The sequence below is a fragment of the Ancylobacter sp. GW821-FHT10E12 genome, assembly GCF_058809335.1.
Genome location: NZ_JBXASN010000004.1, coordinates 297,350 through 318,597, shown reverse-complemented (window position 1 = coordinate 318,597; position 21,248 = coordinate 297,350). Strand labels below are relative to the sequence as shown.

Annotated in this window: 24 protein-coding genes; 15 read left to right on the top strand and 9 right to left on the bottom strand. The window is 67.2% G+C overall.

Annotated features, from left to right (window positions below; genetic code table 11):
• Positions 1–44: 44 nt before the first annotated feature.
• Complete coding sequence (gene lipB / locus AC1RU4_RS07715; protein ID WP_492890473.1) at positions 45–779, top strand: lipoyl(octanoyl) transferase LipB; 735 nt, start codon at positions 45–47, stop codon at positions 777–779.
• A gap of 29 nt (positions 780–808) precedes the next feature.
• Here lipB and AC1RU4_RS07710 read toward each other — a convergent pair whose 3' ends face one another.
• Entirely contained in the window at positions 809–1,093 is a 285-nt protein-coding gene (locus tag AC1RU4_RS07710) for an acylphosphatase (protein WP_492890472.1), read from the bottom strand.
• A 157-nt stretch (positions 1,094–1,250) separates the two neighbouring features.
• On the opposite strand from AC1RU4_RS07710, the gene mgtE reads away from it, so the two are divergent.
• From mgtE to AC1RU4_RS07695, 3 genes are all read left to right on the top strand, one after another.
• Positions 1,251–2,651 carry a magnesium transporter gene (gene mgtE / locus AC1RU4_RS07705; RefSeq protein WP_492890471.1) on the top strand — a complete coding sequence of 467 codons (1,401 nt, stop codon included), beginning with the start codon at positions 1,251–1,253 and terminating at the stop codon, positions 2,649–2,651.
• 194 nt (positions 2,652–2,845) lie between these two features.
• Positions 2,846–5,101: a putative bifunctional diguanylate cyclase/phosphodiesterase gene (locus tag AC1RU4_RS07700; protein ID WP_492890469.1), complete on the top strand. Its 2,256-nt coding sequence runs from the start codon at positions 2,846–2,848 to the stop codon at positions 5,099–5,101.
• The gene (locus tag AC1RU4_RS07695) at positions 5,101–5,919 is read left to right on the top strand and encodes a YdcF family protein (RefSeq protein WP_492890468.1); all 819 of its coding nucleotides are present in this window, start codon (positions 5,101–5,103) and stop codon (positions 5,917–5,919) included. Before AC1RU4_RS07700 ends, AC1RU4_RS07695 begins: the two co-directional genes overlap by 1 nt.
• Positions 5,920–5,922: 3 nt before the next feature.
• Here the strand turns inward: AC1RU4_RS07695 and AC1RU4_RS07690 are convergent, their stop codons facing one another.
• Both AC1RU4_RS07690 and AC1RU4_RS07685 read right to left on the bottom strand, forming a co-directional pair.
• Positions 5,923–6,204, bottom strand: coding sequence for a DUF3253 domain-containing protein (locus tag AC1RU4_RS07690; protein WP_492890467.1), 282 nt, complete (start codon positions 6,202–6,204; stop codon positions 5,923–5,925).
• Positions 6,201–6,899 (bottom strand): DUF599 domain-containing protein, encoded by a 699-nt coding sequence (locus AC1RU4_RS07685; RefSeq protein WP_492890466.1) that lies wholly within the window; start codon positions 6,897–6,899, stop codon positions 6,201–6,203. The genes AC1RU4_RS07690 and AC1RU4_RS07685 overlap by 4 nt, the downstream gene beginning before the upstream one ends.
• Positions 6,900–7,177: 278 nt before the next feature.
• Here AC1RU4_RS07685 and AC1RU4_RS07680 point away from each other — a divergent pair, with 278 nt between their 5' ends.
• From AC1RU4_RS07680 to AC1RU4_RS07665, 4 genes are all read left to right on the top strand, one after another.
• Entirely contained in the window at positions 7,178–7,303 is a 126-nt protein-coding gene (locus AC1RU4_RS07680; RefSeq protein ID WP_492890465.1) for a hypothetical protein, read from the top strand.
• 171 nt (positions 7,304–7,474) lie between these two features.
• Entirely contained in the window at positions 7,475–8,146 is a 672-nt protein-coding gene (locus AC1RU4_RS07675; protein ID WP_492890464.1) for a glutathione S-transferase family protein, read from the top strand.
• Between the two features lie 45 nt (positions 8,147–8,191).
• Positions 8,192–8,623 (top strand): DUF1489 family protein, encoded by a 432-nt coding sequence (locus tag AC1RU4_RS07670; protein WP_492890462.1) that lies wholly within the window; start codon positions 8,192–8,194, stop codon positions 8,621–8,623.
• 68 nt (positions 8,624–8,691) lie between these two features.
• Positions 8,692–8,859: a hypothetical protein gene (locus tag AC1RU4_RS07665; protein WP_492890461.1), complete on the top strand. Its 168-nt coding sequence runs from the start codon at positions 8,692–8,694 to the stop codon at positions 8,857–8,859.
• On the opposite strand, the gene panC is transcribed toward AC1RU4_RS07665, so the two are convergent.
• Positions 8,856–9,707 carry a pantoate--beta-alanine ligase gene (gene panC / locus AC1RU4_RS07660; RefSeq protein WP_492890460.1) on the bottom strand — a complete coding sequence of 284 codons (852 nt, stop codon included), beginning with the start codon at positions 9,705–9,707 and terminating at the stop codon, positions 8,856–8,858. The two genes, AC1RU4_RS07665 and panC, sit on opposite strands and share 4 nt — an antisense overlap.
• Positions 9,708–9,870: 163 nt before the next feature.
• On the opposite strand from panC, the gene AC1RU4_RS07655 reads away from it, so the two are divergent.
• Positions 9,871–10,644 carry a VWA domain-containing protein gene (locus AC1RU4_RS07655; protein WP_492890458.1) on the top strand — a complete coding sequence of 258 codons (774 nt, stop codon included), beginning with the start codon at positions 9,871–9,873 and terminating at the stop codon, positions 10,642–10,644.
• Positions 10,641–11,342, top strand: a complete 702-nt coding sequence (locus tag AC1RU4_RS07650; RefSeq protein ID WP_492890457.1) for a DnaJ domain-containing protein — start codon at positions 10,641–10,643, stop codon at positions 11,340–11,342. Before AC1RU4_RS07655 ends, AC1RU4_RS07650 begins: the two co-directional genes overlap by 4 nt.
• 10 nt (positions 11,343–11,352) lie before the next feature.
• Here the strand turns inward: AC1RU4_RS07650 and AC1RU4_RS07645 are convergent, their stop codons facing one another.
• Positions 11,353–13,065, bottom strand: coding sequence for an SPOR domain-containing protein (locus AC1RU4_RS07645; RefSeq protein WP_492890456.1), 1,713 nt, complete (start codon positions 13,063–13,065; stop codon positions 11,353–11,355).
• A gap of 359 nt (positions 13,066–13,424) precedes the next feature.
• Here AC1RU4_RS07645 and AC1RU4_RS07640 point away from each other — a divergent pair, with 359 nt between their 5' ends.
• The 5 genes from AC1RU4_RS07640 to AC1RU4_RS07620 all read left to right on the top strand — a co-directional run bounded on the left by AC1RU4_RS07640 (position 13,425) and on the right by AC1RU4_RS07620 (position 18,136).
• Positions 13,425–13,760, top strand: a complete 336-nt coding sequence (locus AC1RU4_RS07640; protein WP_492890455.1) for a phasin family protein — start codon at positions 13,425–13,427, stop codon at positions 13,758–13,760.
• 298 nt (positions 13,761–14,058) lie between these two features.
• Positions 14,059–14,424, top strand: a complete 366-nt coding sequence (clpS, locus tag AC1RU4_RS07635) for an ATP-dependent Clp protease adapter ClpS (RefSeq protein ID WP_492890491.1) — start codon at positions 14,059–14,061, stop codon at positions 14,422–14,424.
• A gap of 31 nt (positions 14,425–14,455) precedes the next feature.
• Positions 14,456–16,894 carry an ATP-dependent Clp protease ATP-binding subunit ClpA gene (gene clpA, locus AC1RU4_RS07630; protein WP_492890454.1) on the top strand — a complete coding sequence of 813 codons (2,439 nt, stop codon included), beginning with the start codon at positions 14,456–14,458 and terminating at the stop codon, positions 16,892–16,894.
• A gap of 151 nt (positions 16,895–17,045) precedes the next feature.
• The gene (locus AC1RU4_RS07625; RefSeq protein ID WP_492890453.1) at positions 17,046–17,789 is read left to right on the top strand and encodes an AzlC family ABC transporter permease; all 744 of its coding nucleotides are present in this window, start codon (positions 17,046–17,048) and stop codon (positions 17,787–17,789) included.
• Positions 17,786–18,136, top strand: a complete 351-nt coding sequence (locus AC1RU4_RS07620) for an AzlD domain-containing protein (RefSeq protein WP_492890452.1) — start codon at positions 17,786–17,788, stop codon at positions 18,134–18,136. The genes AC1RU4_RS07625 and AC1RU4_RS07620 overlap by 4 nt, the downstream gene beginning before the upstream one ends.
• Before the next feature lie 20 nt (positions 18,137–18,156).
• Here the strand turns inward: AC1RU4_RS07620 and AC1RU4_RS07615 are convergent, their stop codons facing one another.
• The 4 genes from AC1RU4_RS07615 to AC1RU4_RS07600 form a co-directional block, all read right to left on the bottom strand.
• On the bottom strand, positions 18,157–18,579 hold the full coding sequence (locus tag AC1RU4_RS07615; protein ID WP_492890451.1) for an HIT family protein: 423 nt from the start codon (positions 18,577–18,579) through the stop codon (positions 18,157–18,159).
• A gap of 47 nt (positions 18,580–18,626) precedes the next feature.
• Positions 18,627–19,862: a GNAT family N-acetyltransferase gene (locus AC1RU4_RS07610; protein WP_492890450.1), complete on the bottom strand. Its 1,236-nt coding sequence runs from the start codon at positions 19,860–19,862 to the stop codon at positions 18,627–18,629.
• Positions 19,863–19,984: 122 nt separating this feature from the next.
• On the bottom strand, positions 19,985–20,731 hold the full coding sequence (locus AC1RU4_RS07605) for a glycerophosphodiester phosphodiesterase family protein (RefSeq protein ID WP_492890449.1): 747 nt from the start codon (positions 20,729–20,731) through the stop codon (positions 19,985–19,987).
• A gap of 7 nt (positions 20,732–20,738) precedes the next feature.
• Positions 20,739–21,200, bottom strand: a complete 462-nt coding sequence (locus tag AC1RU4_RS07600) for a RidA family protein (RefSeq protein ID WP_492890448.1) — start codon at positions 21,198–21,200, stop codon at positions 20,739–20,741.
• Positions 21,201–21,248: the final 48 nt, after the last annotated feature.

Genomic DNA, 21,248 nt, shown 5'->3' with positions numbered 1-21,248 from the left:
CCGTCCATGCAGACAGACGTCGATGCCATCACTATCTGTGAGCCATGGAACACACCGCTCCGCTCGCCCGCGACGACCTTGCCGCCGGCATGCTTCCCCAGTCCGGGACACCGCCGGTACGCTGGCGCGTCGCCCCGGCGCCTGTCGCCTATCCCGATGCGCTCGCCGAGATGGATGCCCTCGCCGCGGGGATTGCCGCCGGCACCGCCCCCGAGACGGTATGGCTGCTGGAGCATCCCCCGCTCTACACCGCCGGCACCAGCGCCCGGCCGGACGACCTGGTCGAGCCGGATCGATTCCCGATCTTCCAGACCGGGCGCGGCGGGCAGTTCACCTATCACGGGCCGGGGCAGCGCGTGGCGTATGTCATGCTCGACCTGAAGCGGCGCACGCCCGACGTGCGGCGCTATGTGGCGACGCTCGAGGAGTGGCTGATCCGCACGCTGTGGACCTTCCATGTCCGCGGCGAACGCCGCGAGGACCGGGTCGGTGTCTGGGTACGCCGGCCAAACCGCGCCGGCTCGGGCGAGGACAAGATCGCCGCGCTCGGCATCCGCGTGCGGCGCTGGGTGACGATGCACGGCGTGGCGCTGAACGTCGAGCCGGACCTGTCGCATTTCGGCGGCATCGTGCCCTGCGGCGTGCGCGAGCACGGGGTGACCAGCCTCGTCGATCTCGGGCTGCCGGTATCGATGGAGGATGTCGATCTCGCCCTGCGGAGCGAGTTCGAGCAGCTGTTCGGGCCGACACAGGGCGAGGCAGGCACGGAACCGGTGTGACCCGTGTCCATCGTTGGCAGGCGGGGCGCCTAGCGCGTCGGCCGAACCTGGAAGCCCTCCAGCGGGGTGCCGGCTTCCTCGAATATCTCGATCTCGCGCACGATCGCGGCGGGCGGCCCGCGCCGGCAGGCAGCGATCAGCGCCTCCTGCGTGGCTTCGTCGGCATGGATCAGCGCTTCCACGGAGCCGTCGTCGCGGTTGCGGATCCAGCCGTGCGCGCCGAGGCGGCGTGCCTCGCCCGCCAGCCATGCCCGGTAGCCGACGCCCTGGACGCGGCCGTGCACGACGAGGCGCAAGCTGCTTGCTGCGGTCATGATGCGGCTCTCCTATAAGGTGCCAGGGACCCGACAGGCGCTTGCGACAAAGCGCCTGTCGGGGTGGCGACGCTCGCCCGGCTCTCTATTTGCCTTCGGCGACGATGCTTCATAAGAACAGCTCCATTCCTCGAATCCGTGACCCTGGGAGGTCGGCATGCGCGAAGACACCGACCTTGTCCTTGCCCCCAACGAGCGCGAACCCGAGGACGAACTGGCGCTGATCGACGACCCTGCCTTCATCGAGCAGGTCGCGGCCGCCATCGAGGCCGGCCACGGCGACGCGCTGCGTGAACTGATCGCCGATTTCCACGAGACCGACCTCGCTCGCTTGCTCGAAGCGCTGCCGGCGCCGGCGCGCCCCAAGCTGATCGAACTGCTCGGCGCCGATTTCGACTTCACCGCGCTGACCGAACTCGACGAGACCGTCCGCGTCCAGATCCTCGAGGCGCTGGAGACCAAGACCGTCGTCGAGGGCGTGCGCGACCTCGATTCCGACGACGCCGTCTATATTCTCGAAGATCTCGACGATGCCGACAAGCAGGAGATCCTCGGTCACCTGCCGCTGACGGAGCGCGCGGCGCTGCAGCGCAGCCTCGACTATCCCGAGGAGAGCGCCGGCCGGCGCATGCAGACCGAGTTCATCGCCCTGCCGCCGTTCTGGACGGTCGGGCAGACGCTCGACTATATCGGCGAAACCGAAGGCCTGCCGGAGACCTTCTTCGAGGTCTTCGTCGTCGATCCCGGCTATCGGCTCACCGGATCGGTGCCGCTCGACCGGCTGCTGCGCACCAAGCGCGGCATGAAGCTCGGCGACGTGGTGACGCCGGACCGTCATGTCGTGCAGGCCATCGACGACCAGGAGGACGTGGCGCGCGTCTTCGAGCGCTATAACCTGATCTCGGCGCCGGTGGTCGACGGCGCCGGCCGGCTGGTCGGCGTGCTGACCATCGACGACATTGTCGACGTCATCCAGGAGGAGGCCGACGAGGACCTCAAGGCGCTGGGCGGCGTCGCCGGCGACGAAGAGCTCTCTGACAGTTTCTGGTACATCGCCCGCAGCCGCTTTTCCTGGCTGCTGGTCAACCTGATCGCCGCCAACCTCGCTTCGGCGGTGATCTCGCTGTTCGAGGACGAGTTGCAGCGCCTCGTCGCGCTGGCCGTCCTCATGCCGATCGTCGCCAGCCAGGGCGGCAACGCCGCGACGCAGACCATGACGGTGGCCGTGCGCGCCATCGCCACCCGTGAGCTCCGCGCCAGCAACGCTCGCCGGGTCATCGCCCGCGAACTCCTCGTCGGGCTGTTCAACGGCATCGTCTTCGCGGTGATCATGGCGGTGGTGGTGTTCGCCCGCTTCGGCATAGCCGATCTCGGCATCGTCATCGCGTTGGCGATGATCATCAATCTGGTCGCCGCCGCACTCGGGGGCATCCTGATTCCATTGGCGCTCAATCGCGCCGGGGTCGATCCGGCGGTCTCATCAGGGCCTTTCGTGACCACCGTCACCGACGTGGTCGGCTTCTTCGCCTTTCTCGGCATCGCCTCGCTTTGGTTCTGAACGTATTTGCGCGAAGCGCGGCGGTGATGTCACATAGGCGGGAGAGCTTCGGGTTACCTGCCATCTTACCTCCCTTCAAGCCGCATTAAGTTTCAGCCGCTACGTTCGCGGAAACCCGAGAGGTCGACGTCATGAGGGCGCCCAATGCGGGCGGTCGTGCCCTCCGATCGGACATTGCAGCGGACGAAACGGGAATGCGCATTCCGATCGATAGCGGGGCAAGGGTGGTATCGGCGAAGGCGAGCGACCGCACCATCCTCGCGGTCGCTCTCGTGGTCTGCGCGGCCATCGTCGCCATGGGCGCCTTCGCGCTCCTCGCAGCGGAGAGGGTGGATTCGGCGTCGCGCCAACGCTGGGGCGAACTTGTCGGCCACGCACTGGAAAGCAAGGTCGGCCTGCTGCAACGCGATCTCGCCGCCTTCGCCCATTGGGACGAATCCGTCCTGCGCACCGCCTATTTCCTCGACGTCGACTGGGTCCACCGTAATTTCGGCCGCTGGCTGCGCGACACCGAGCACCATGATCGCTCGTATATCGTGCTGGACACGGTGGTCGCCTATGCCTCGATCGACGGAGAGCAGGTGCCCGGCGAACGCGCCGTCTTCGACGACAGCGCGATCCTCCCCTTCGTCCTCGGCGTCCAGAAGATGTTCGCCGAGCAGGTCGGCCGGAAGCAGGATTCCGCCGTTCCCGACAAGGCGACGGATGTCCCGCCGGCGTTCCGTGCCGGCTATGTGCGCGTCGAAGGGCGGCCGGCGCTGGTCGGCGCCATCAGCATCACCCCCGACTACGGCCGGGTGATCACACCCGAGAAAGCACCGCCCGTGGCGGTGACGGTGCTGTTCATCGACGATCATTTCCTGAACGATCTGGCGCACGAGACGCGGATCGCCGAGCCCGCCGTCAGCTTCGATCCGCCCGGCGCCGACCGCCATGGCGTGGCGATCCCCTTCGGCGAAGGCGAGACGGCGCCGGCCTGGCTGGTGTGGAAGCCCGACAATCCCGGCACGGCACTGCTGCATGCCCTGCTGCCGGCGCTGGTGGCAACGACGATCCTGCTGCTGGCCGCCGCCGCCATCGTGCTGTGGTATGCGCGCCGGGCGACCCAGAATCTCGCCGAGAGCGAGGCCTATGCCTCGCGGCTCGCCTATGTCGATCCGCTCTGCGGCCTCGCAAACCGCGCCATGCTGATGCGGGTGCTCGGCGACCGCCTCAGCCGGATGAACGGCGAGACCAAGCTGGCGGTATATTTCCTCGATCTCGACGGGTTCAAGGACATCAACGACACGCTCGGTCACCATGTCGGCGACGTCGTGCTGGCTGAAATCGGCGCACGGCTGAAGGTGCTGCCGACACCAGGGCTGCTGGCGTCCCGGTTCGGCGGCGACGAATTCGTCATCCTGGCCCCGATCGATGGCGGAACCGAACAGATCGAGGCGATCGGCAACATGATCCTTGCGACGGTGCGTCGACCCGCCTCGATCGGCGGCCAGACACTGCTCGTCAACGGTTCGATCGGCGCGACGGTGGCCCCGACCGACAGCATGGAAGCGAGCGAACTGATCCGGCTCGCCGACATCGCGGTCTACCGCGCCAAGGCGGACGGGCGCGGCGTGGTACGTCTCTTCGAGCCGCGCATGGAGCGCGAGGTCCGCCAGCGGCGGGACATCGAGACCGACCTGCAGCGAGCGCTCAACGAGAACGAGATGACGCTGTTCTACCAACCGCAATTCGCCGTGGACGGCCGCACCGTCGTCGGCTTCGAGGCGCTGGTCCGCTGGATCCACCCGACGCGCGGGGTCATTCCTCCGTCCGAATTCGTGCCGATCGCCGAACAGTCCGATCTGATCAGCAAGCTCGACATGTGGGCGGTGCGCCGCGCCTGCGAACAGGGGAGGGGCTGGGGAAGCGCGCGGGTCGCGGTCAATCTGTCGCCGGTGGATTTCCGCATGCGCGATCTTGCCGGATCCATCGCGCGGATCCTCAAGGAGACCGACTTTCCCGCCGAAAGGCTGGAGATCGAGATCACCGAGAACCTGCTCCTCGGCAACCAGCCCGAAGCGTTCACCGCGCTCGCCGCCCTTCGCAACATGGGCGTGCGCATCGCCCTCGACGATTTCGGCTCCGGCTATTCCTCGCTCGGCTATATAAGGCGCTTCCGCGTCGACACGATCAAGATCGACCGCAGCTTCATCCAGAATATCGGCCAGACCGACGACGCCGCCGCGATCATCGATTGCGTCGTGCGGCTGGCGCGTGCGCTGGCCATCACCGTGACGGCCGAGGGCGTGGAGACGCGCGAGCAACTGCGCTACCTTCAGTCGGTCGGTTGCCACCATGTGCAGGGCTATCTGCTGGCCAGCCCGGTGCCGGTGATAAGCCTCGAGCGCTATATAGATCTGGCCCGACACTCGCAGGACCGCACAGCCAGCCGTCATGCAGGCGTCTGATGGACGGCGTCTCGACGTCGGTTTTCTTCTATACCGCGAAGGTCATGTGGATGGTCGCGGTGCCGTCCAGCGCATTGGCGCTTCTCGCCGGCCTGGGGCTGCTCGTCGGGCTGCGCCATTGCCGTGCCGGCGCCTGGATGACGGCGGTGGGGGTGCTAGGCCTGCTGATTTGCGGCCTGTCTCCGATCGGACGGGCATTGGCGGTGCCGCTGGAAAACCGTTTCCCGGTCTTTGTCGACGACGGATCGCCGATTGCCGGCATTGTCGTGCTGGGCGGCAGCCAGCGGCCCGACGTCACTGCGGCGCGCGGGCAGCCCGCTCTCACGCAGGCGGCGGAACGGCTGATCGCGCTCGCCGACCTGTCCCGGCGCTATCCGCAGGCCCGCATCATCTTTTCCGGCGGCAGCGGCGATTTCGATCGCCCAGCGCTGTCGGAAGCCGATGTCGTGCGCATGCTGCTGCCTCAGCTCGGCGTCGATCCCGGCCATGTCGAGTTCGAGACCGCCTCGCGCAACACCGCGGAGAACGCGATGCTATCGCGCGAGCTGGCGCGGCCGGCACCAGGCGAGCGCTGGCTGCTCGTCACCTCGGCGTTGCACATGCCGCGCGCGATGGGCTGCTTCCGGGCGGCCGGCTTCGCGGTGACCGCCTATCCCGTCGATTACCGCACCGGCGGCTCGCCGCAATGGACGGTGCCCTTCGCGCGGGTAAGCGAGGGGCTGGAGATGATGGATGCCGCGCTGCGGGAGTGGATCGGCCTCATCGCCTACCGCCTGACCGGACGGAGCCGCGCGCTGTTTCCCGCTCCCGTCTCGTAGCGGTCAGTCCGCTGCGGGCGGCGGGCCGAGACGATAGACGCCGCGAAAGTCGGACGGATCGACCGGCTTGCCCTTGCGATAGATGCCGAGCGTTCCTTCGCGGGCGAGGCGGACGGCTACCCGTCGCACCAGCGGCAGCACCGCCTGCCATTCGCCTTGGGGAATCAGGGCACGGGCGGGCTCGGCCGGTGCGACGGTGCGCACGGCGCCGGCGAGCGCGTTGCGGATCGCCGCCTCGACATCGCTTTCGGAGGGCAGGGGCGGGCGTTCGACGGCGTCGTTCATGAGGTCCTCGGATATGAAGTCTCGTCGAGCACCCAATGCGAGTCCCTGCCGAATTGCCGGTTGACCATCACCACGAAGATCGCGGCCGTGCCGAGGATGAGTACCCAGCCGTTTATGTACCAGCCGAGATAGCTGATGGCGAAGAAGAATGAGCGCTGGCCTCGATTGAAATGACGACCGGCCAGCGTCACCATGCGCGCCACCTTGGCTACATGGGCCTGCGCCGCCGGCGTGGCGGCTTCGGACGGCGGCGGCGTCGAGCCGAGCAGGATGGTCGTGTAGTTGAACAGCCGGTAGGCCCAGGCGAACTTGAAGAAGACATGGGCGAAGATGAGGGTGATGCCCAGCGTCTTGATCTCCCAGCTGGCCCGGTCGATCTGCACATAGGGCAGGTGGGTGAAGATCGCCAGCACCTCCTCCGTCGAGCGCAGGATCGCCAGCGAGGCGCCGATGGCCAGCAGCGAGGTCGAGGCGAAAAAGGCGGTGCCGTTCTGCAGGGCAGCGACGATCTGCGCGTCGACGATGCGGTTCTCGCGCGCCAGCATGCGCTGCATCCATTGCTGGCGGAACGCGTCCATGCGCCGGTTGAGCGTGCGTCCTGCCGACCATGAACCTTCCATCAGCTGATGATAGGCCGCCCAGGCCGAGGCGAAGACCGCGAGCGCGGCATAGTCGAGATAAGAAAAGCCGGTCATGGGCTTGGCCCCCTCCGCTCGACCGATTCGCCGGTCGCATCGCGGCCGGACGCCATGGTGAGCGTCGCCACGTGGGCTTTCAAGCGCACCCGGGCGGCAAGCGTCGGGGAAAAGCAGTTATGCGCCCGTTGCTTGGCTGGTCTGTGGATAATGCAGTGCAGCGCTTACGTTACGCGATTGCGAAAACGGTAACGTTTCATTAAATATTGTGACAATCCGCATACGACCGATGTGGTTTCCGGTCGCAAGGCGGCGTCGCAAGATATCCGGAGTTCAGAATGAATTCCCTTACCGAGCGCTCCTGTTGGGGAGTTGCACGCTGGGCTGTCGTCGCCTTTCTGGCGGGCGTGGCACTTGTCTATTTGTTCGGCGGTTTCGAAGCCGGGACTTCGGTCGTCGGCTGAACGGGGTCATCGGGGGCGGCGGCGCGCTGGCGTCCGCTGTCTATCAAAGACTTCTCGCCGTCTGGCATCGCGATGCATCACCATAGGTGATGAGCGTCATGAATCCTCTTTGCTTGTCGGTCGCGCCGCGCCCCTTCATTGTGGCGTCGACCGCGTGAGAGGATGTCCCCGATGCTGAAGCTATTGATCGGCAACAAGAATTATTCGTCTTGGTCGCTGCGGCCCTGGCTGCTGCTGAAGGCGGCCGGCATCGCGTTCGACGAGGAGACGGTTCTTCTCGGCGACCCGGATTTCAGGGCGCGGATCGGCGTGCATTCGCTGGCCCAGCGCGTACCTGTGCTGATCGACGGCGAGGCGGTGATCTGGGAGTCGATGGCGATCATCGAGCACGTCGCCGAACGTTTCCCCGAGAAGCCGATCTGGCCGACCGATCCGGCGGCGCGTGGCTTTGCGCGCTCCATCGCGACCGAGATGCATGGCGGCTATGGTGCGCTGCGCTCGGAGGTGCCGATGAATCTGTGGCGGCCGGTGGAAGCACGGCCGCTTTCCGAGGCGGCGGCAGCCGATCTCGCCGGCGTGACGCGCCGCTGGCGCACGGCGCGGGAACGGTTCGGCGCCGGCGGAGACTATCTGTTCGGCGCCTTCAGCGCGGCCGACGCGATGTATGCTCCGGTCGCGACCCGCATCCGCACCTATGACCTTCCGGTCGACGACGTGGCCGCTGCCTATGTCGAGGCTATCCACGCGCATCCCGCTTTCGCCGCGTGGAAGGCGGCGGCGCTGCAGGAAGCGCAGGTTCTGCCGGAAGATGAGGTCGACTGGCCGGTGGTGAAGCGCGTATAGGAAGGCGCATCCGGCGGTCACGGCCGCGCCACGGGCCTTACATCCATGCCGCTGCACCTGCTGAAGCTCTGCGTCGGGGCCGAATCGATCAAGGATCTCGAGGACTGGATCGGTGAGACCATGGCGGCGCGCGACGAACGCGGCCTTGCCGTCGAGCAGACCCACACCACCCGCATGGTGCCGACGCGGATCGGGGAACTGCTCGACGGAGGATCGCTCTATTGGGTGATCAAGGGCGAGGTGGCCTGCCGCCAGCGGCTCACCGCGATCCGGCCCTTCGTCGACGGCGATGGCATTCGCCGCTGCCATCTGGTGCTGGAGCCGTTGGTGCATCGGGTGGAGCCGCGCCCCAACCGGCCGTTCCAGGGCTGGCGCTATCTCGCCGCCAAGGATGCTCCCCCCGACCAGGCCGGCGAACAGGCCGCGGCCCTGCCGGATGAACTGCGGCGCGAGCTGAGGTCGCTCGGCTTGATGTAGCCTTCGATGGAACCGAAACGGTCGTCCCGAACGTTGTCCCAGCGGAAAATCAGCCGCAGGAGGCACAAATGGCCCAGGACACGGACGAGCGTCAGGTGATGGAAAGCGGCCATGTCGTCGTGAAGGCAAAGCCGAAGGAAAGGCAGGCGACGGAAATCCGCGCCATGCGCTATGTGCTCGGTATTGGACTTATGTTGGTCATTGTCGGCATGACGCTGACCTATGTGAGCTTCTAGCTACCCACTGCAATATTGTCGATCAGGCGTGTCTTGCCGATCCGTGCCGCCACCAGAAGCCGGATCGGCCCTTCCTGCCGGGTGGAGACCGGCGCCAGCGTCGCGGCGTGACGGGCGTCGAGATAATCGAGCACGAACCCGGCCTCGCGCACCGTATTCCGCGCGGCCTCGACCGCCTCGGCGATCGGCATGTCGGAGCGGATGGCCCCGGCCGCCGCGTTCAGCGCGCGGAACAGGACCGGCGCGGCACGGCGCTCCTCCTGGCCCAGATAGACGTTGCGGGAGGAGAGGGCGAGGCCATCCGCCTCCCGCACCGTCGGTACGCCGATCACCTCGACCGGCAGGTCGAGATCGCGCGCCATGCGGGTCACCACCATGAGTTGCTGGTAGTCCTTCTCGCCGAACATCGCGACATCCGGCGCCGCCTGCGCGAACAGCTTGGCGACCACCGTCGCCACGCCGGCGAAATGGGTCGGGCGGAAATCCGTTTCAAGGCCGAGCGCCGGGCCGGTCAGCGATACCGTGGTCGAGAAGCCGGTCGGATACATTTCCGCGACATCTGGCACGAAGGCGACGTCGACCCCGGCGGCGGCGGCCTTCTCGCGATCGGCATCGAGGGTGCGTGGATAGCGGGAGAGATCCTCGGTCGGTGCGAACTGGGTCGGATTGACGAAGATCGAGACCACGATGCGTTGCGCCTGCCGATGCGCGGCCTCCATGAGCGCGACATGCCCGGCGTGGAGAGCGCCCATGGTGGGGACGAGCGCCACACGCTCGCCGGCGGCGCGCCAGGCACGTATGCGAGCCCGGAGGTCGGCGACGGTGTGGATGGTTTCGATGGTGGCCACGGCGGAACTCGTTCCTGCAAGGCGTAGAAGCGCGGGCGGCGAAACTAGCAGCGGCGCCGGGCCGGTCAACAGGCCGTCATGCCCGCCTTGCCCGCCGGGGTGCGCTCTCCCACTTAACGCATGTGCCGGTCTAGTATCGGCGCCGAATCGTGATGAAAGCGCCATGGCCGCCGACCGAGACGTTCCGCCGAAATCCGTCCCGCCGACATCCCCACCCGTGCGGCCGGCGACGAACGTGTCGACGGGGCCGATCGATCCCAAGGTCGCCGCCTTCCTCGCCGAGATTCGCAGTCGGGCGCCGGTGGCGGGCGAGGGGCGCGGGCGCCTGGTCTTCGCGCTCGACGCCACCATGAGCCGCCAGCCGACCTGGGATCTCGCCTGCACCTTGCAGGCCGGCATGTTCGAGGAAGCCGCCGCCATCGGCGGGCTCGACATGCAGCTGGTCTACTACCGCGGGTTCGGCGAATGCCGGGCCTCCGGCTGGGTGGGCGACGGCCGGAAGCTCGGCGAGCTGATGGCGCGCATCGATTGCCGCGGCGGCCAGACGCAGATCGGTCGCATCCTCGTCCATGCCGGCAAGGAGGCTGCGAGGACGCGCATCGGCGCCGTGGTGTTCGTCGGCGACGCGATGGAGGAACCACTCGACGATCTGTGCGCCAAGGCCGGGCCGCTGGCGATGCGGGGCGTGCCGGTCTTCCTGTTCCAGGAGGGGCGCGATCCGATCGCCGAGCGCGGGTTCCGTGAGATAGCCCGGCTTACCGGCGGCGCCTGGTGCCGCTTCGACGCCGGGGCGGCCGCCGAGCTGGCGGCCCTGCTGCGCGCGGCGGCGCGCTACGCGGCCGGCGGACCGCAGGCGCTCAAGCAGCTGGCGGGCGCATCGGCCGGCGCCCGCCAGCTGCTTGCCGCCATGTCCGGCGCGGGCCCGAGGGAACGATGATCAACCTTCTCGCCGGCGCCGCCATCGTCGCCCTGCTCTATTACGGACTGAAATTCTTCGCAGCCATCGACCCCAAGCGCCTCGCCCGTCTCGCGCGCAGCGTCGGCGGCTGGGCGGCGGTGCTCCTCGCCGGTTTCCTCGGGGCACGCGGCCAGATCGCCACCGCCCTGCCGCTCGGCATTTTCGGATTGTCGCTGCTGGGCTGGAATATCGGCACCGGCGGGGCTCCCTGGCAACGCCTGCGCCGCACGTCCGGCCGCTCCTCGACGGTGAAGACGCCGAACCTGGAGATGGTGCTGGACCACGATAGCGGGCGCCTGACCGGCCGCGTACTCACCGGCGCGCTCGCGGGGAGCGATCTCGACGGGCTTGCCGTGGCGGATGTGGCGCGGCTTGCCCTGGCTCTCGATCCCGAGAGCCAGCAGCTACTCGAAGCTTATCTGGACCGCCGGTCGCCCGGCTGGCGTGAACACGCTGAGGGCGAAGCGGGCCGGGGGCGCGCTGCGCCGCCGCAGCAGGGAGCGATGACGGAACAGCAGGCCTACGAAGTGCTGGGGCTTCAGCCGGGGGCGGGGGCGGACGATATCCGCAAGGCTCACCGAGCCCTTATGAAGAAACTCCATCCCGATCAGGGCGGGTCGAACTATCTCGCCGCCCGGGTGAACGAGGCTAAGGACATCCTGCTCCGCGGCCATTGATACGTCCCCCTCAGTTCCGGAAGATCATGCAGCCGAAGTCGCTGCTGCGCTTCAGGGCCTGGCACGCCTTGCGGGCGGCCGATTCGGCGTCGAACCCGGCGAAGCGTGCCCGCACGATGGTGGTCGAGCCCTTGGTCGCCTGCTCGGTATAGGGATCGACCTTGGAGAGGGCGGAGCCGGCCTTGGCCTTCGCCTTGGCAAGCTGGGCGCGGGCATCGGCCTCGCTGCCATAGGCACCGATCTGGATCGCCCAGCCGGAACGCGGGGCGACGCTGGCGCGCGAGGCGGTCTCGGCGACCTGCCGCGGGATATCGGTGGGGTCGGCGCTGGCGAGCCGCACCGGCTTGGCGGCCGGCTTCTGGGCCTGGGCCGTCTGCATCGGCGGCATGGCCATGCCATTCGGCGTGGTCGGGCTGAAGGAGAGGGTGCCGAGAATGCCTGGCTGGTTGGCGAAGCCGGCGGTCGGCGCGGCCGGCTTGGCAACGGCGACGGTCTTCACGGTGGTCGGGACGATCGGAGCGACCGAGCCGACGGACGGAGCGGGCAGGGGCACCGGCTGCGGGCGGGCGGGGGCCGGCTCCGGCATGACGGGGGAGACCATGGCAATGCGCTGCGGCGGAATATTCTGCATGGCGACGGCGCCGGTGGTCACCGGATCGGGATCGCTCGCGGATTCGGCGGCTTCCTCGTCGACCTCGTCGGTGGCGGCTGTTTCCACCACCGAGGCCATGGTGAGGCGCGGCTTGCCGGCGGGAACCGGAACCATGGCGGGTGCGGCGGCTACCGCCACGGGAGCGGCGTCGTCCCCGCCGCTCGGCGCCGAGGTCATGCGGGCGACGGTCTGGCGGCCGGCGAAGGCGCGCGAATAGTTGCTGGTGATCAGCGCGGCCATGCGGTTGTCGCGGGACGCGCCGCTGGCGCCGCCGAGCACGACGGCGATGATGTAGCGCCCGTCGCGCTTGACGCTGGTCAACAGGTTGAAGCCGGAGGCATTGGTATAGCCGGTCTTGATGCCGTCGACGCCCTCGATGCGGCCCAGCATCCGGTTATGATTGCGGATCGGCACGCCCTGATAGGTGAAGACGCGGGTCGAGAAATACTCGTAATAGCGCGGGAACCGCTCCTGGATCGCCCGGCCGAGCGTGGCGAGGTCGCGGGCGGTGGTGACCTGCTGCGGGTTGGGCAGGCCGTTCGGGTTGCGGAAAATGGTGCGCGACATACCGAGCTGGTGGGCGCGGCGGGTCATCAGCGCGGCAAAGCTGTCTGCATCGCCGGCGATCGCCTCGGCGATGGCCACGGCAACGTCATTGGCGGAGCGGGTGATCAGGGCCTGGATGGCATCGTCCACCGAGATGGTCGAGCCGGGTTTCAGGCCAAGCTTCGTGGGAGGCTGGCGCGAGGCGAAAGCGGAGACGTCGAGGCGGGAATCGAGTCTCAGCCGCCGGGCCTCGAGCTGCTCGAACAGCAGGTACAGCGTCATGACCTTGGTGAGCGAGGCGGGATGCCGCAACGCGTCGGCATTGTCCTCGTGAAGGACGCGCCCGGTATTGGCGTCGATCACGATGTCGGCATAGCCTCGCTGCCAGCGCGTATCGACCACGCGGGCGACCGCCGGCTTCTTCTGGGTCACCTTCTTCTTTTTCGCGGCGGCGTCGGCAATGCCGGTACCGGCCATCGACAGCACCAGAAGGGCGACGCCGGCACGCAGGAGACGCGTACCCATAAATCCCGGAACCCGCATGAACCCGTCCCGTCACTCATTTGCCGGCTGCGCCGGTCATTCACATTGTCCGGCATGAGATGCCGCGCGGGCCGACTGGCGATCCGCGCGAAACCCCACCGTTGCCGGACGATCACTATCCGGATGTTAAGGAGAGTGCGGTTACGAACTCGTAAATTCGGGCGTCAAGGAGGCGAGGGCCGATACGCGCCAAATTGGGTAAGGGGTGCTTCCTTGTTGCGTCGCACAATAATTCTTGACGCTGATGGTGCGGTGCATTATCTCTAGTTGCAGGGACGTTCATCCCGGCGGCGCGGGCGGTCCACGCAGGCGCGTGAGGAAGCACCAGGAGCGACTTGATTATGCAGAACATCGACGAGATTCAGAAGCTCGGCAAGGACAACCTCGATCTGGCCATGAAGAGCTTCGGCACGGTGTCGAAGGGTGTTCAGGCGATCGCCGTGGAAGTGGCCGACTATTCGAAGAAGTCCTTCGAGGAGAGCACCGCTGCCGCCGAGAAGCTGTTCGGCGCCAAGACCCTCGACAAGGCCGTCGAGATTCAGTCCGATTATTTCAAGAATGCCTATGAGGGTTTCGTCGCCCAGGCGACCAAGATCGGTGAGCTCTATGCCGATCTCGCCAAGGAAACCTACAAGCCGTACGAAGGCATGCTCGGCAAGCTGCCGCTCAGCAAGTGACAGGGATCTGACGTTCGGCCGACGAGGCCACATCGGCTCCGCCTGCTTACGGCGGGGCCATGGGCGCCGGCCGACGATCGACCCGAAAAATACCGATATTCGCAAGGCCCGGCTCACGCTGGGCCTTTTGCGTTTGGCGCCCCGATTTCCAGATCGAACGGCGCCGCGTCACATCGCCCGGCAGTCACCTGATTGCGACCGGATCGTGCTCTCGCTACTCTGGCGATGCAGGGCGGCCGTACCTATTATAGACGGGTGGCCCGGCAGCTTAGCCGAGCGAGGTGAGCCTTTCATGTCAATGACGACGCCTTCCCGAATTGCCGATATCCTGATGGCCGACGACGAGCGTCGCCGTCGGGGCGATGGCGTGCCCGGGACGGCGGTGATCACCCGCACGAAGCCGCAGGTGAAGCGGCCGAGCCTGTATCGGGTATTGCTCCTGAACGACGACTACACGCCAATGGAGTTCGTCGTGCATGTGCTGGAGCAGTTCTTCAACAAAAACCGGGAGGAGGCCACCCACATCATGCTGCATGTGCATCAGCACGGCGTGGGGGAGTGCGGCGTCTTCACCTACGAGGTGGCCGAAACAAAGGTCACGCAGGTGATGGACTTCGCACGAAAGCACCAGCATCCTTTGCAGTGCGTCATGGAGAAGAAGTGACGCTCCGCAGCGGCTAAACGAAGAGGTACCCATGCCGACCTTCTCCCGCAGCCTCGAGCAATCGCTTCATCGAGCCCTGGCGCTCGCCAACGAACGTCACCACGAATATGCCACCCTCGAGCATCTGCTGCTGTCCCTGGTCGACGATCAGGACGCGGCGGCCGTGATGCGCGCCTGTAACGTCGATATCGAGAAGCTGCGCCGCAACCTCGTCGAATATATCGACACCGAGCTGGACAACCTGGTTCAGGACGCCGGCGAAGATTCCAAGCCCACGGCGGGATTCCAGCGCGTCATCCAGCGCGCGGTCATCCATGTCCAGTCGTCCGGGCGCGAGGAAGTGACCGGCGCCAATGTTCTCGTCGCGGTTTTCGCCGAGCGCGAGAGCCATGCGGCCTATTTCCTGCAAGAGCAGGACATGACCCGCTACGATGCGGTGAACTACATCAGCCACGGCATCGCCAAGCGCGCGGGCATGTCGGAGAGCCGGCCGGTGCGCGGTGCCGAAGAGGAGACCGAGACGAAGACCGGGGACGAGACCAAGAAGAAGGCCGATGCGCTCGATGCCTATTGCGTGAACCTCAACAAAAAGGCGCGCGACGGCAAGATCGACCCGTTGATCGGCCGCGACAGCGAGATTCAGCGGACCATCCAGGTGCTCTGCCGCCGGTCCAAGAACAATCCGCTTTTCGTGGGCGACCCCGGCGTTGGCAAGACCGCCATCGCCGAGGGGCTGGCCCGTCGCATCGTCGACGGCGAGGTGCCCGAGGTGTTGCGCACCGCCACCGTCTTCTCGCTCGACATGGGCTCGCTGCTCGCCGGCACCCGCTATCGCGGCGACTTCGAGGAGCGCCTCAAGCAGGTCGTCAAGGAGATCGAGGCTTATCCGAACGCCATCATGTTCATCGACGAGATCCACACCGTGATCGGTGCGGGAGCCACGTCGGGCGGCGCGATGGATGCCTCCAACCTGCTCAAGCCGGCGCTTGCCTCCGGCTCGCTGCGCTGCATCGGCTCGACCACCTACAAGGAGTACCGCCAGTACTTCGAGAAGGATCGCGCGCTGGTGCGTCGCTTCCAGAAGATCGACGTCGCCGAGCCGACCGTTCCCGATGCCATCGAGATCCTCAAGGGCCTCAAGCCCTATTTCGAGGACTATCACCGGCTGCGCTACACCAACGAGGCGATCAAGGCGGCGGTGGAGCTCTCCGCGCGCTACATCCATGACCGCAAGCTGCCGGACAAGGCGATCGACATCATCGACGAGAGCGGCGCGGCGCAGATGCTTCTCCCCGAGGCCAAGCGCAAGAAGACCATCGGCGTGAAGGAGATCGAGGCGACCGTCGCCACCATCGCCCGCATCCCGCCAAAGACCGTCTCCAAGGACGATACCGAGGTGCTGGCGGCGCTGGAGACCACGTTGAAGCGCGTCGTCTACGGGCAGGACAAGGCGATCGAGGCCTTGGCGTCCGCCATCAAGCTTGCCCGCGCCGGCCTGCGCGAGCCGGAAAAGCCGATCGGATCCTATCTGTTCTCCGGTCCGACCGGCGTCGGCAAGACCGAGGTTGCCAAGCAACTGGCGTCGTCGCTCGGCGTCGAGCTGCTGCGCTTCGACATGTCGGAATATATGGAACGCCACACCGTCTCGCGGCTGATCGGCGCGCCTCCCGGCTATGTCGGCTTCGACCAGGGCGGCCTGCTGACCGATGGCGTCGACCAGCATCCGCATTGCGTGCTGCTGCTGGACGAGATCGAGAAGGCGCATCCCGACCTGTTCAACATCCTGCTGCAGGTCATGGATCACGGCCAGCTGACCGACCATAACGGCAAGCAGGTGAGCTTCCGCAACGTCATCTTGATCATGACGACCAATGCGGGCGCCGCCGACATGTCGAAGTCGGCCTTTGGCTTCACGCGCTCCAAGCGTGAGGGTGAGGACGTCGAGGCGATCAACCGGCTGTTCGCGCCGGAATTCCGCAACCGCCTCGATGCGATCATCGGCTTCGCCCACCTCACCAGCGAGGTCATCGGTCTGGTGGTGGAGAAGTTCGTGCTCCAGCTGGAGGCGCAGCTTGCCGACCGCAACGTCACCATCGAGCTGTCGGACGAGGCGACCGCCTGGCTGGTGGAGCGCGGCTACGACCAGCAGATGGGCGCCCGCCCGATGGGCCGGGTGATCCAGGAGCACATCAAGAAGGCGCTTGCCGACGAGGTGTTGTTCGGCCGGCTGAAGAACGGCGGCCATGTCCGTGTCGTGGTGACCACCGACAACGAAGGCGATTCCTCGCTCGGCTTCGAGTTCCCCGAAGGTCCGGTGACGCCGAAGCCGGAGAAGATCGAGCCGCCGAAGGCCAAGCGTGCGCCGCGCCGCAAGCCGGCTGCCAAGGCGAGGAAGCCGGCGGGCGGCGAGGGCACTCGCGGCCGGGTTTCCGGCTCCCGGGTGCCGAAGGTGCCGCTCGTCAAGGCATGAGCCTGGCGCGTTAGGATGACAACTGCCGAACCCGCCCGCGGTATCCCCGCGGGCGGGTTTGCTTTATGCGCCCGCCGGCCGCCACCCTGCCGAAGGTCGAGCTTGACCCTAGCGAGGCATGGGTCGATCTACGGCGGACACGAGTGCGCACATGCATCCATCCGATCCTTCCGCCGCCGCCGACCGCGCCTTCTATCCGGGCTTCTTCCTGCGCGGCGTCCTCGGTTCCTTCTCCGTGCCCGGCTTCGTGCTGATGGCGACCTTTCTCGGCTTTGGCGGGCTGATGCACGATGTCGGCTTTCCGGTCGGCGCCGGCATGCTGTCGACGCTGCTGGTCTGGGCGCTGCCGGCTCAGGTGATCATGGTCGGCGGCATCGCCTCCGGTGCGGCCCTGCCGGCGGTGGCGGTCGCGGTGTGCCTCTCCGGCGTGCGGCTGATGCCGATGGTGGTGGCACTGATGCCGCTGATGCGCGGGCGCCGTCCGCGCCTGTGGCTGGAATTGCTGGCGGCGCATTTCGTGGCGGTGACGATGTGGGTGGAGGCCTTTCGCCTGCTGCCGGATGTCGAGGTCAGGGGGCGGCCGTCCTATGCCATCGGCCTCGGCTGCGGGCTTACCGCCTGCAACGTCGTCACGACCTGGGCAGGGTTCCATCTCTCGGGCTCGCTGCCCGGTCCGCTCGCTGTCGCCCTGCTGCTGCTCACCCCGATTTCCTTCACCATCCTGCTGGTGCGCAATGCCCGTGCGGGTGTCGATTGGCTCGCCATCGGCCTCGGCGCGGCGATCTCGCCGCTGGTGGTCGGCACGCCCGGCGGGCTCGACCTGTTCTGGAGCGGCGTCGGCGGCGGCACGCTCGCCTTCCTCGCCGCCCGGCTGTGGAAGGCGCGGCGGGCATGATGCTGTTTCCCGACGAGACAACGGCGATGCTGGTGGTGATCCTCGTCGGCTTCCTGCCGAACGAGATCTGGCGCGTGCTCGGCGTGGTGCTGGGGCGCGGCCTCGACGAGAACAGCGCCTGGATGCAATGGGTGCGCGCGGTGGCGACGGCGCTGCTGGCCGCGGTGGTCGCGCGGCTGCTGCTCACGCCGAGCGGGGCACTGGTGGCGCTGCCGCTTGCCTTGCGGGCCGGCGCGGTTGCGGCCGGCGTCGCCGGCTTCCTGTCGATCCGCCGCTCGGTGCTTGCCGGCGTTCTGATCGCCGAAGCCGTGCTGGTTGCCGGCGCTTGGTGGTTGGGAGTGGCTTGAGGTCGGGCGTTGCCTGATTCTCAGGTCGCCATGGCGGCGCGCAGCGCCTCGGCGTGAGCGGCGAGCACGTCCGGCTTTTCCATTTCCGACTGCGGCGGCTTCATGGCCACGCCCTCGAAGCGCGGAACCAGGTGCAGGTGCAGGTGGAACACCACCTGGCCGCCGGCGGTTTCGTTGAACTGCTGGAAGGTGATGCCGTCGGCCTTGAACGCCTTCATCTGCGCCCGCGCCACTTTCTGCGCCAGCTGGGCGAGATAGGCGAGATCGTCGGCCGGCACGTCGAGGAGATTACGGCAGGGCACCTTGGGGATGATCAGCGCATGCCCGGTGGCGCGGGGCATGATGTCGAGGAACACCAGCGCCCGGTCGTCCTCATAGACGCGATGCGCCGGCAGTTCGCCGCGCAGGATCTTCGCGAAGATGTTGTTCGGATCATAGACCATGTCGCTCTCCCTGTGCCCCGCTTCGATGACAAGCCAAGCGGCGGCGGTCAAGGCTCGTCCTGCATGTGGCGGAACGGGCTGTGCGCCGCGAGCTCGTCGCGAGCCTCGTCGGAATAAGCGCGCTCGCGCTCCAGATAGGCCGCCACCGCCTCGCGGAAGCCGGGATCGGCGATGTAGTGCGCCGAGCGGGTGGCAACCGGCAGATAGCCGCGCGCCAGCTTGTGCTCGCCCTGCGCGCCGGCCTCGACGGTGCGAAGCCCGCGGGTGATGGCGAAGTCGATGGCCTGATGGTAGCAGACCTCGAAATGCAGGAAGGGGTGGTCCTCGATGCAGCCCCAGTGCCGGCCATAGAGCGTGTCGGAGCCGATGAAATTGATCGCCCCGGCAATCCAGCGGCCGGCGCGGCGGGCCATGACGAGAAGGATCCGGTCGGCCATCCGCTCGCCGATCAGCGAGTAGAAGCGGCGATTGAGATAGGGCCGGCCCCATTTGCGCGAGCCGGTCTCCATGTAGAAGGCGAAGAAGGCGTCCCAATCCGCCTCGGTGATGTCCTTGCCGGTGAGCCAGCGGATCTCGATGCCCTCGGCGAGCGCGTCGCGGCGCTCGCGGCGGATGGCCTTGCGCTTGCGCGAGGCGAGGGAGCCGAGGAAATCCTCGAAGCTGCCGTAGTCCTGGTTCGTCCAGTGGAACTGCTGGTCGATGCGCGGCAGGTAGCCCTCTTCCCCGAAAGCGGCGGCGTCCGTGTCCGTGAGGAAGGTTGCGTGGACGGAGGAGGCGCCGCGCATGCCGCACAGCGTCGTCAGTCCCTGCGCCAGTGCCCGCCGCGCCGCTGCCGCGCCCTTGCCGGGACGGACCAGCAGCCGACGGCCGGTCGCAGGCGTGAACGGCACCGCGACCTGGAGCTTCGGGTAATAATGTCCCCCGGCCCGCTCATAGGCATCCGCCCAGCTGTGGTCGAAGATATATTCACCCTGGGAATGCGACTTCAGATAGGCCGGGCAGACGGCCAGCACCGCCCCGTCCTGGCCCTCCAGCACCAGATGCTGCGGCTGCCAGCCGGTGCGGGCACTTGCAGATCCGGACTCCTCAAGCGAGGACAGGAATTCATGCGATATGAAAGGGTTATATGACGTTTCTTCGTCGTATATCTTAGGATCGGCGCCGTTTTGGGTGCATTCCACGGGAGCAGGAACGGAGACCGGATTGGCGCAGGCGTTCCACTGCGCGGCGGGAAGCGTGGCGATGTCGCTCTCGACGCGCAGGCGGATGGTGTCGGATTTCATGAAACTCGCTGAACCTCGACGGGCGATAAGGCGGATCGGGCCGGATGACGCGCCCAATTTGCGCGCCTTGCCCGTCTTCGGGAAGAGCCTTCACGCCAATGCGATCTCGGGAGCGTGCCCGCTCAGGGCAGGAAGCCCTCGAAGATGATCTGGTCGGCATGCCGGGCGGCGATCGCCCGATCCTCCGGCGTGCGCACCGTCCAGGTCAGCACCGGCAGGCCGGTGGCGCGCCGGGCGATGGAGACCGCCGGCGAGGGCAGGTCCTTCACGTAATGGGCGATGAAGTCCGGGCGGGTGCGCGGGAAATGCATCAGGTTGCCATAGGCGAACTTGGTCGCGGCGCCGAGCCCGTCCCATTCCGGGTCGTCATAGCGGCGTTCCATGGTGATGCCGCGCGGGATCGCGGGCGCGAGGCTGCGCACCGCGGCGACGAGGTCCGGGTCGAAGGACATCAGCGCCGCCGGCCCCTCATAACCGGCGAGCATCTCGGCTGCGCGGATGGCGACCGCGGTGTTGCCGTCGAAGCGGCTCTTGAGCTCGATCACCAGCGGCACCCGACCGGCGACGCGCTCGAGAAGCTCGCCGAGCGTCATGATGCGGTCGCCGGTGCCGCGCAGCGCCAGCTGCTTGAGCTGTCCCACCGTGAGCGCATCGGTGGCGCCGCAGGCATGGGTCAGCCGGTCGAGATCGTCGTCATGGAACACCACCGCCTCGCCATCTGCGGCGAGCTGGATATCGACCTCGATCGCATAATTGCGGGCGAGGGCGGCATCGACCGCCGACGGCGTGTTCTCGATCACCCCGCGCGAAGCATCATGCAGCGCGCGATGCGCCACGGGACGGGCGGCGAGCCAGGCGGGCGCGTTCATCGGGCGATCAGGCGAATTCGATCACCGCCTCGACTTCGACGGCGACGTTGAACGGCAGCGCCGCCACCCCCACCGCCGAGCGCGCATGCCGGCCGGCATCGCCGAAGGCCTCGACGAACAGGTCGGAGGCGCCGTTCACCACCTTGGGCTGGTCGACGAAATCCGGCGTCGAACTGACGAAGCCGACCAGCTTCACCACCCGCTTCACCCGGTCGAGGTCGCCGAGCGCCGCCTTGATCTGGGCGATGACGTTGACGGCGCACTGACGCGCCGCGGCGCGGCCGGCCTCGATGTCGGCATCGGCGCCGAGCTTGCCGGTCATCATCTTGCCGTCCACCATGGAAATCTGGCCGGAAATCCAAAGCAGGTTGCCGCTGATCACAGTCGGTACATAATTGGCTGCCGGCGCGGTAGCGGCCGGCACCGAGATACCGAGAGAGGCGAGCTTGGATTCGACGGTGCCGGACATATGTGTCTCCATTGGCGTCGGACAGGAGGCGACGGCGCGGGCACTCCA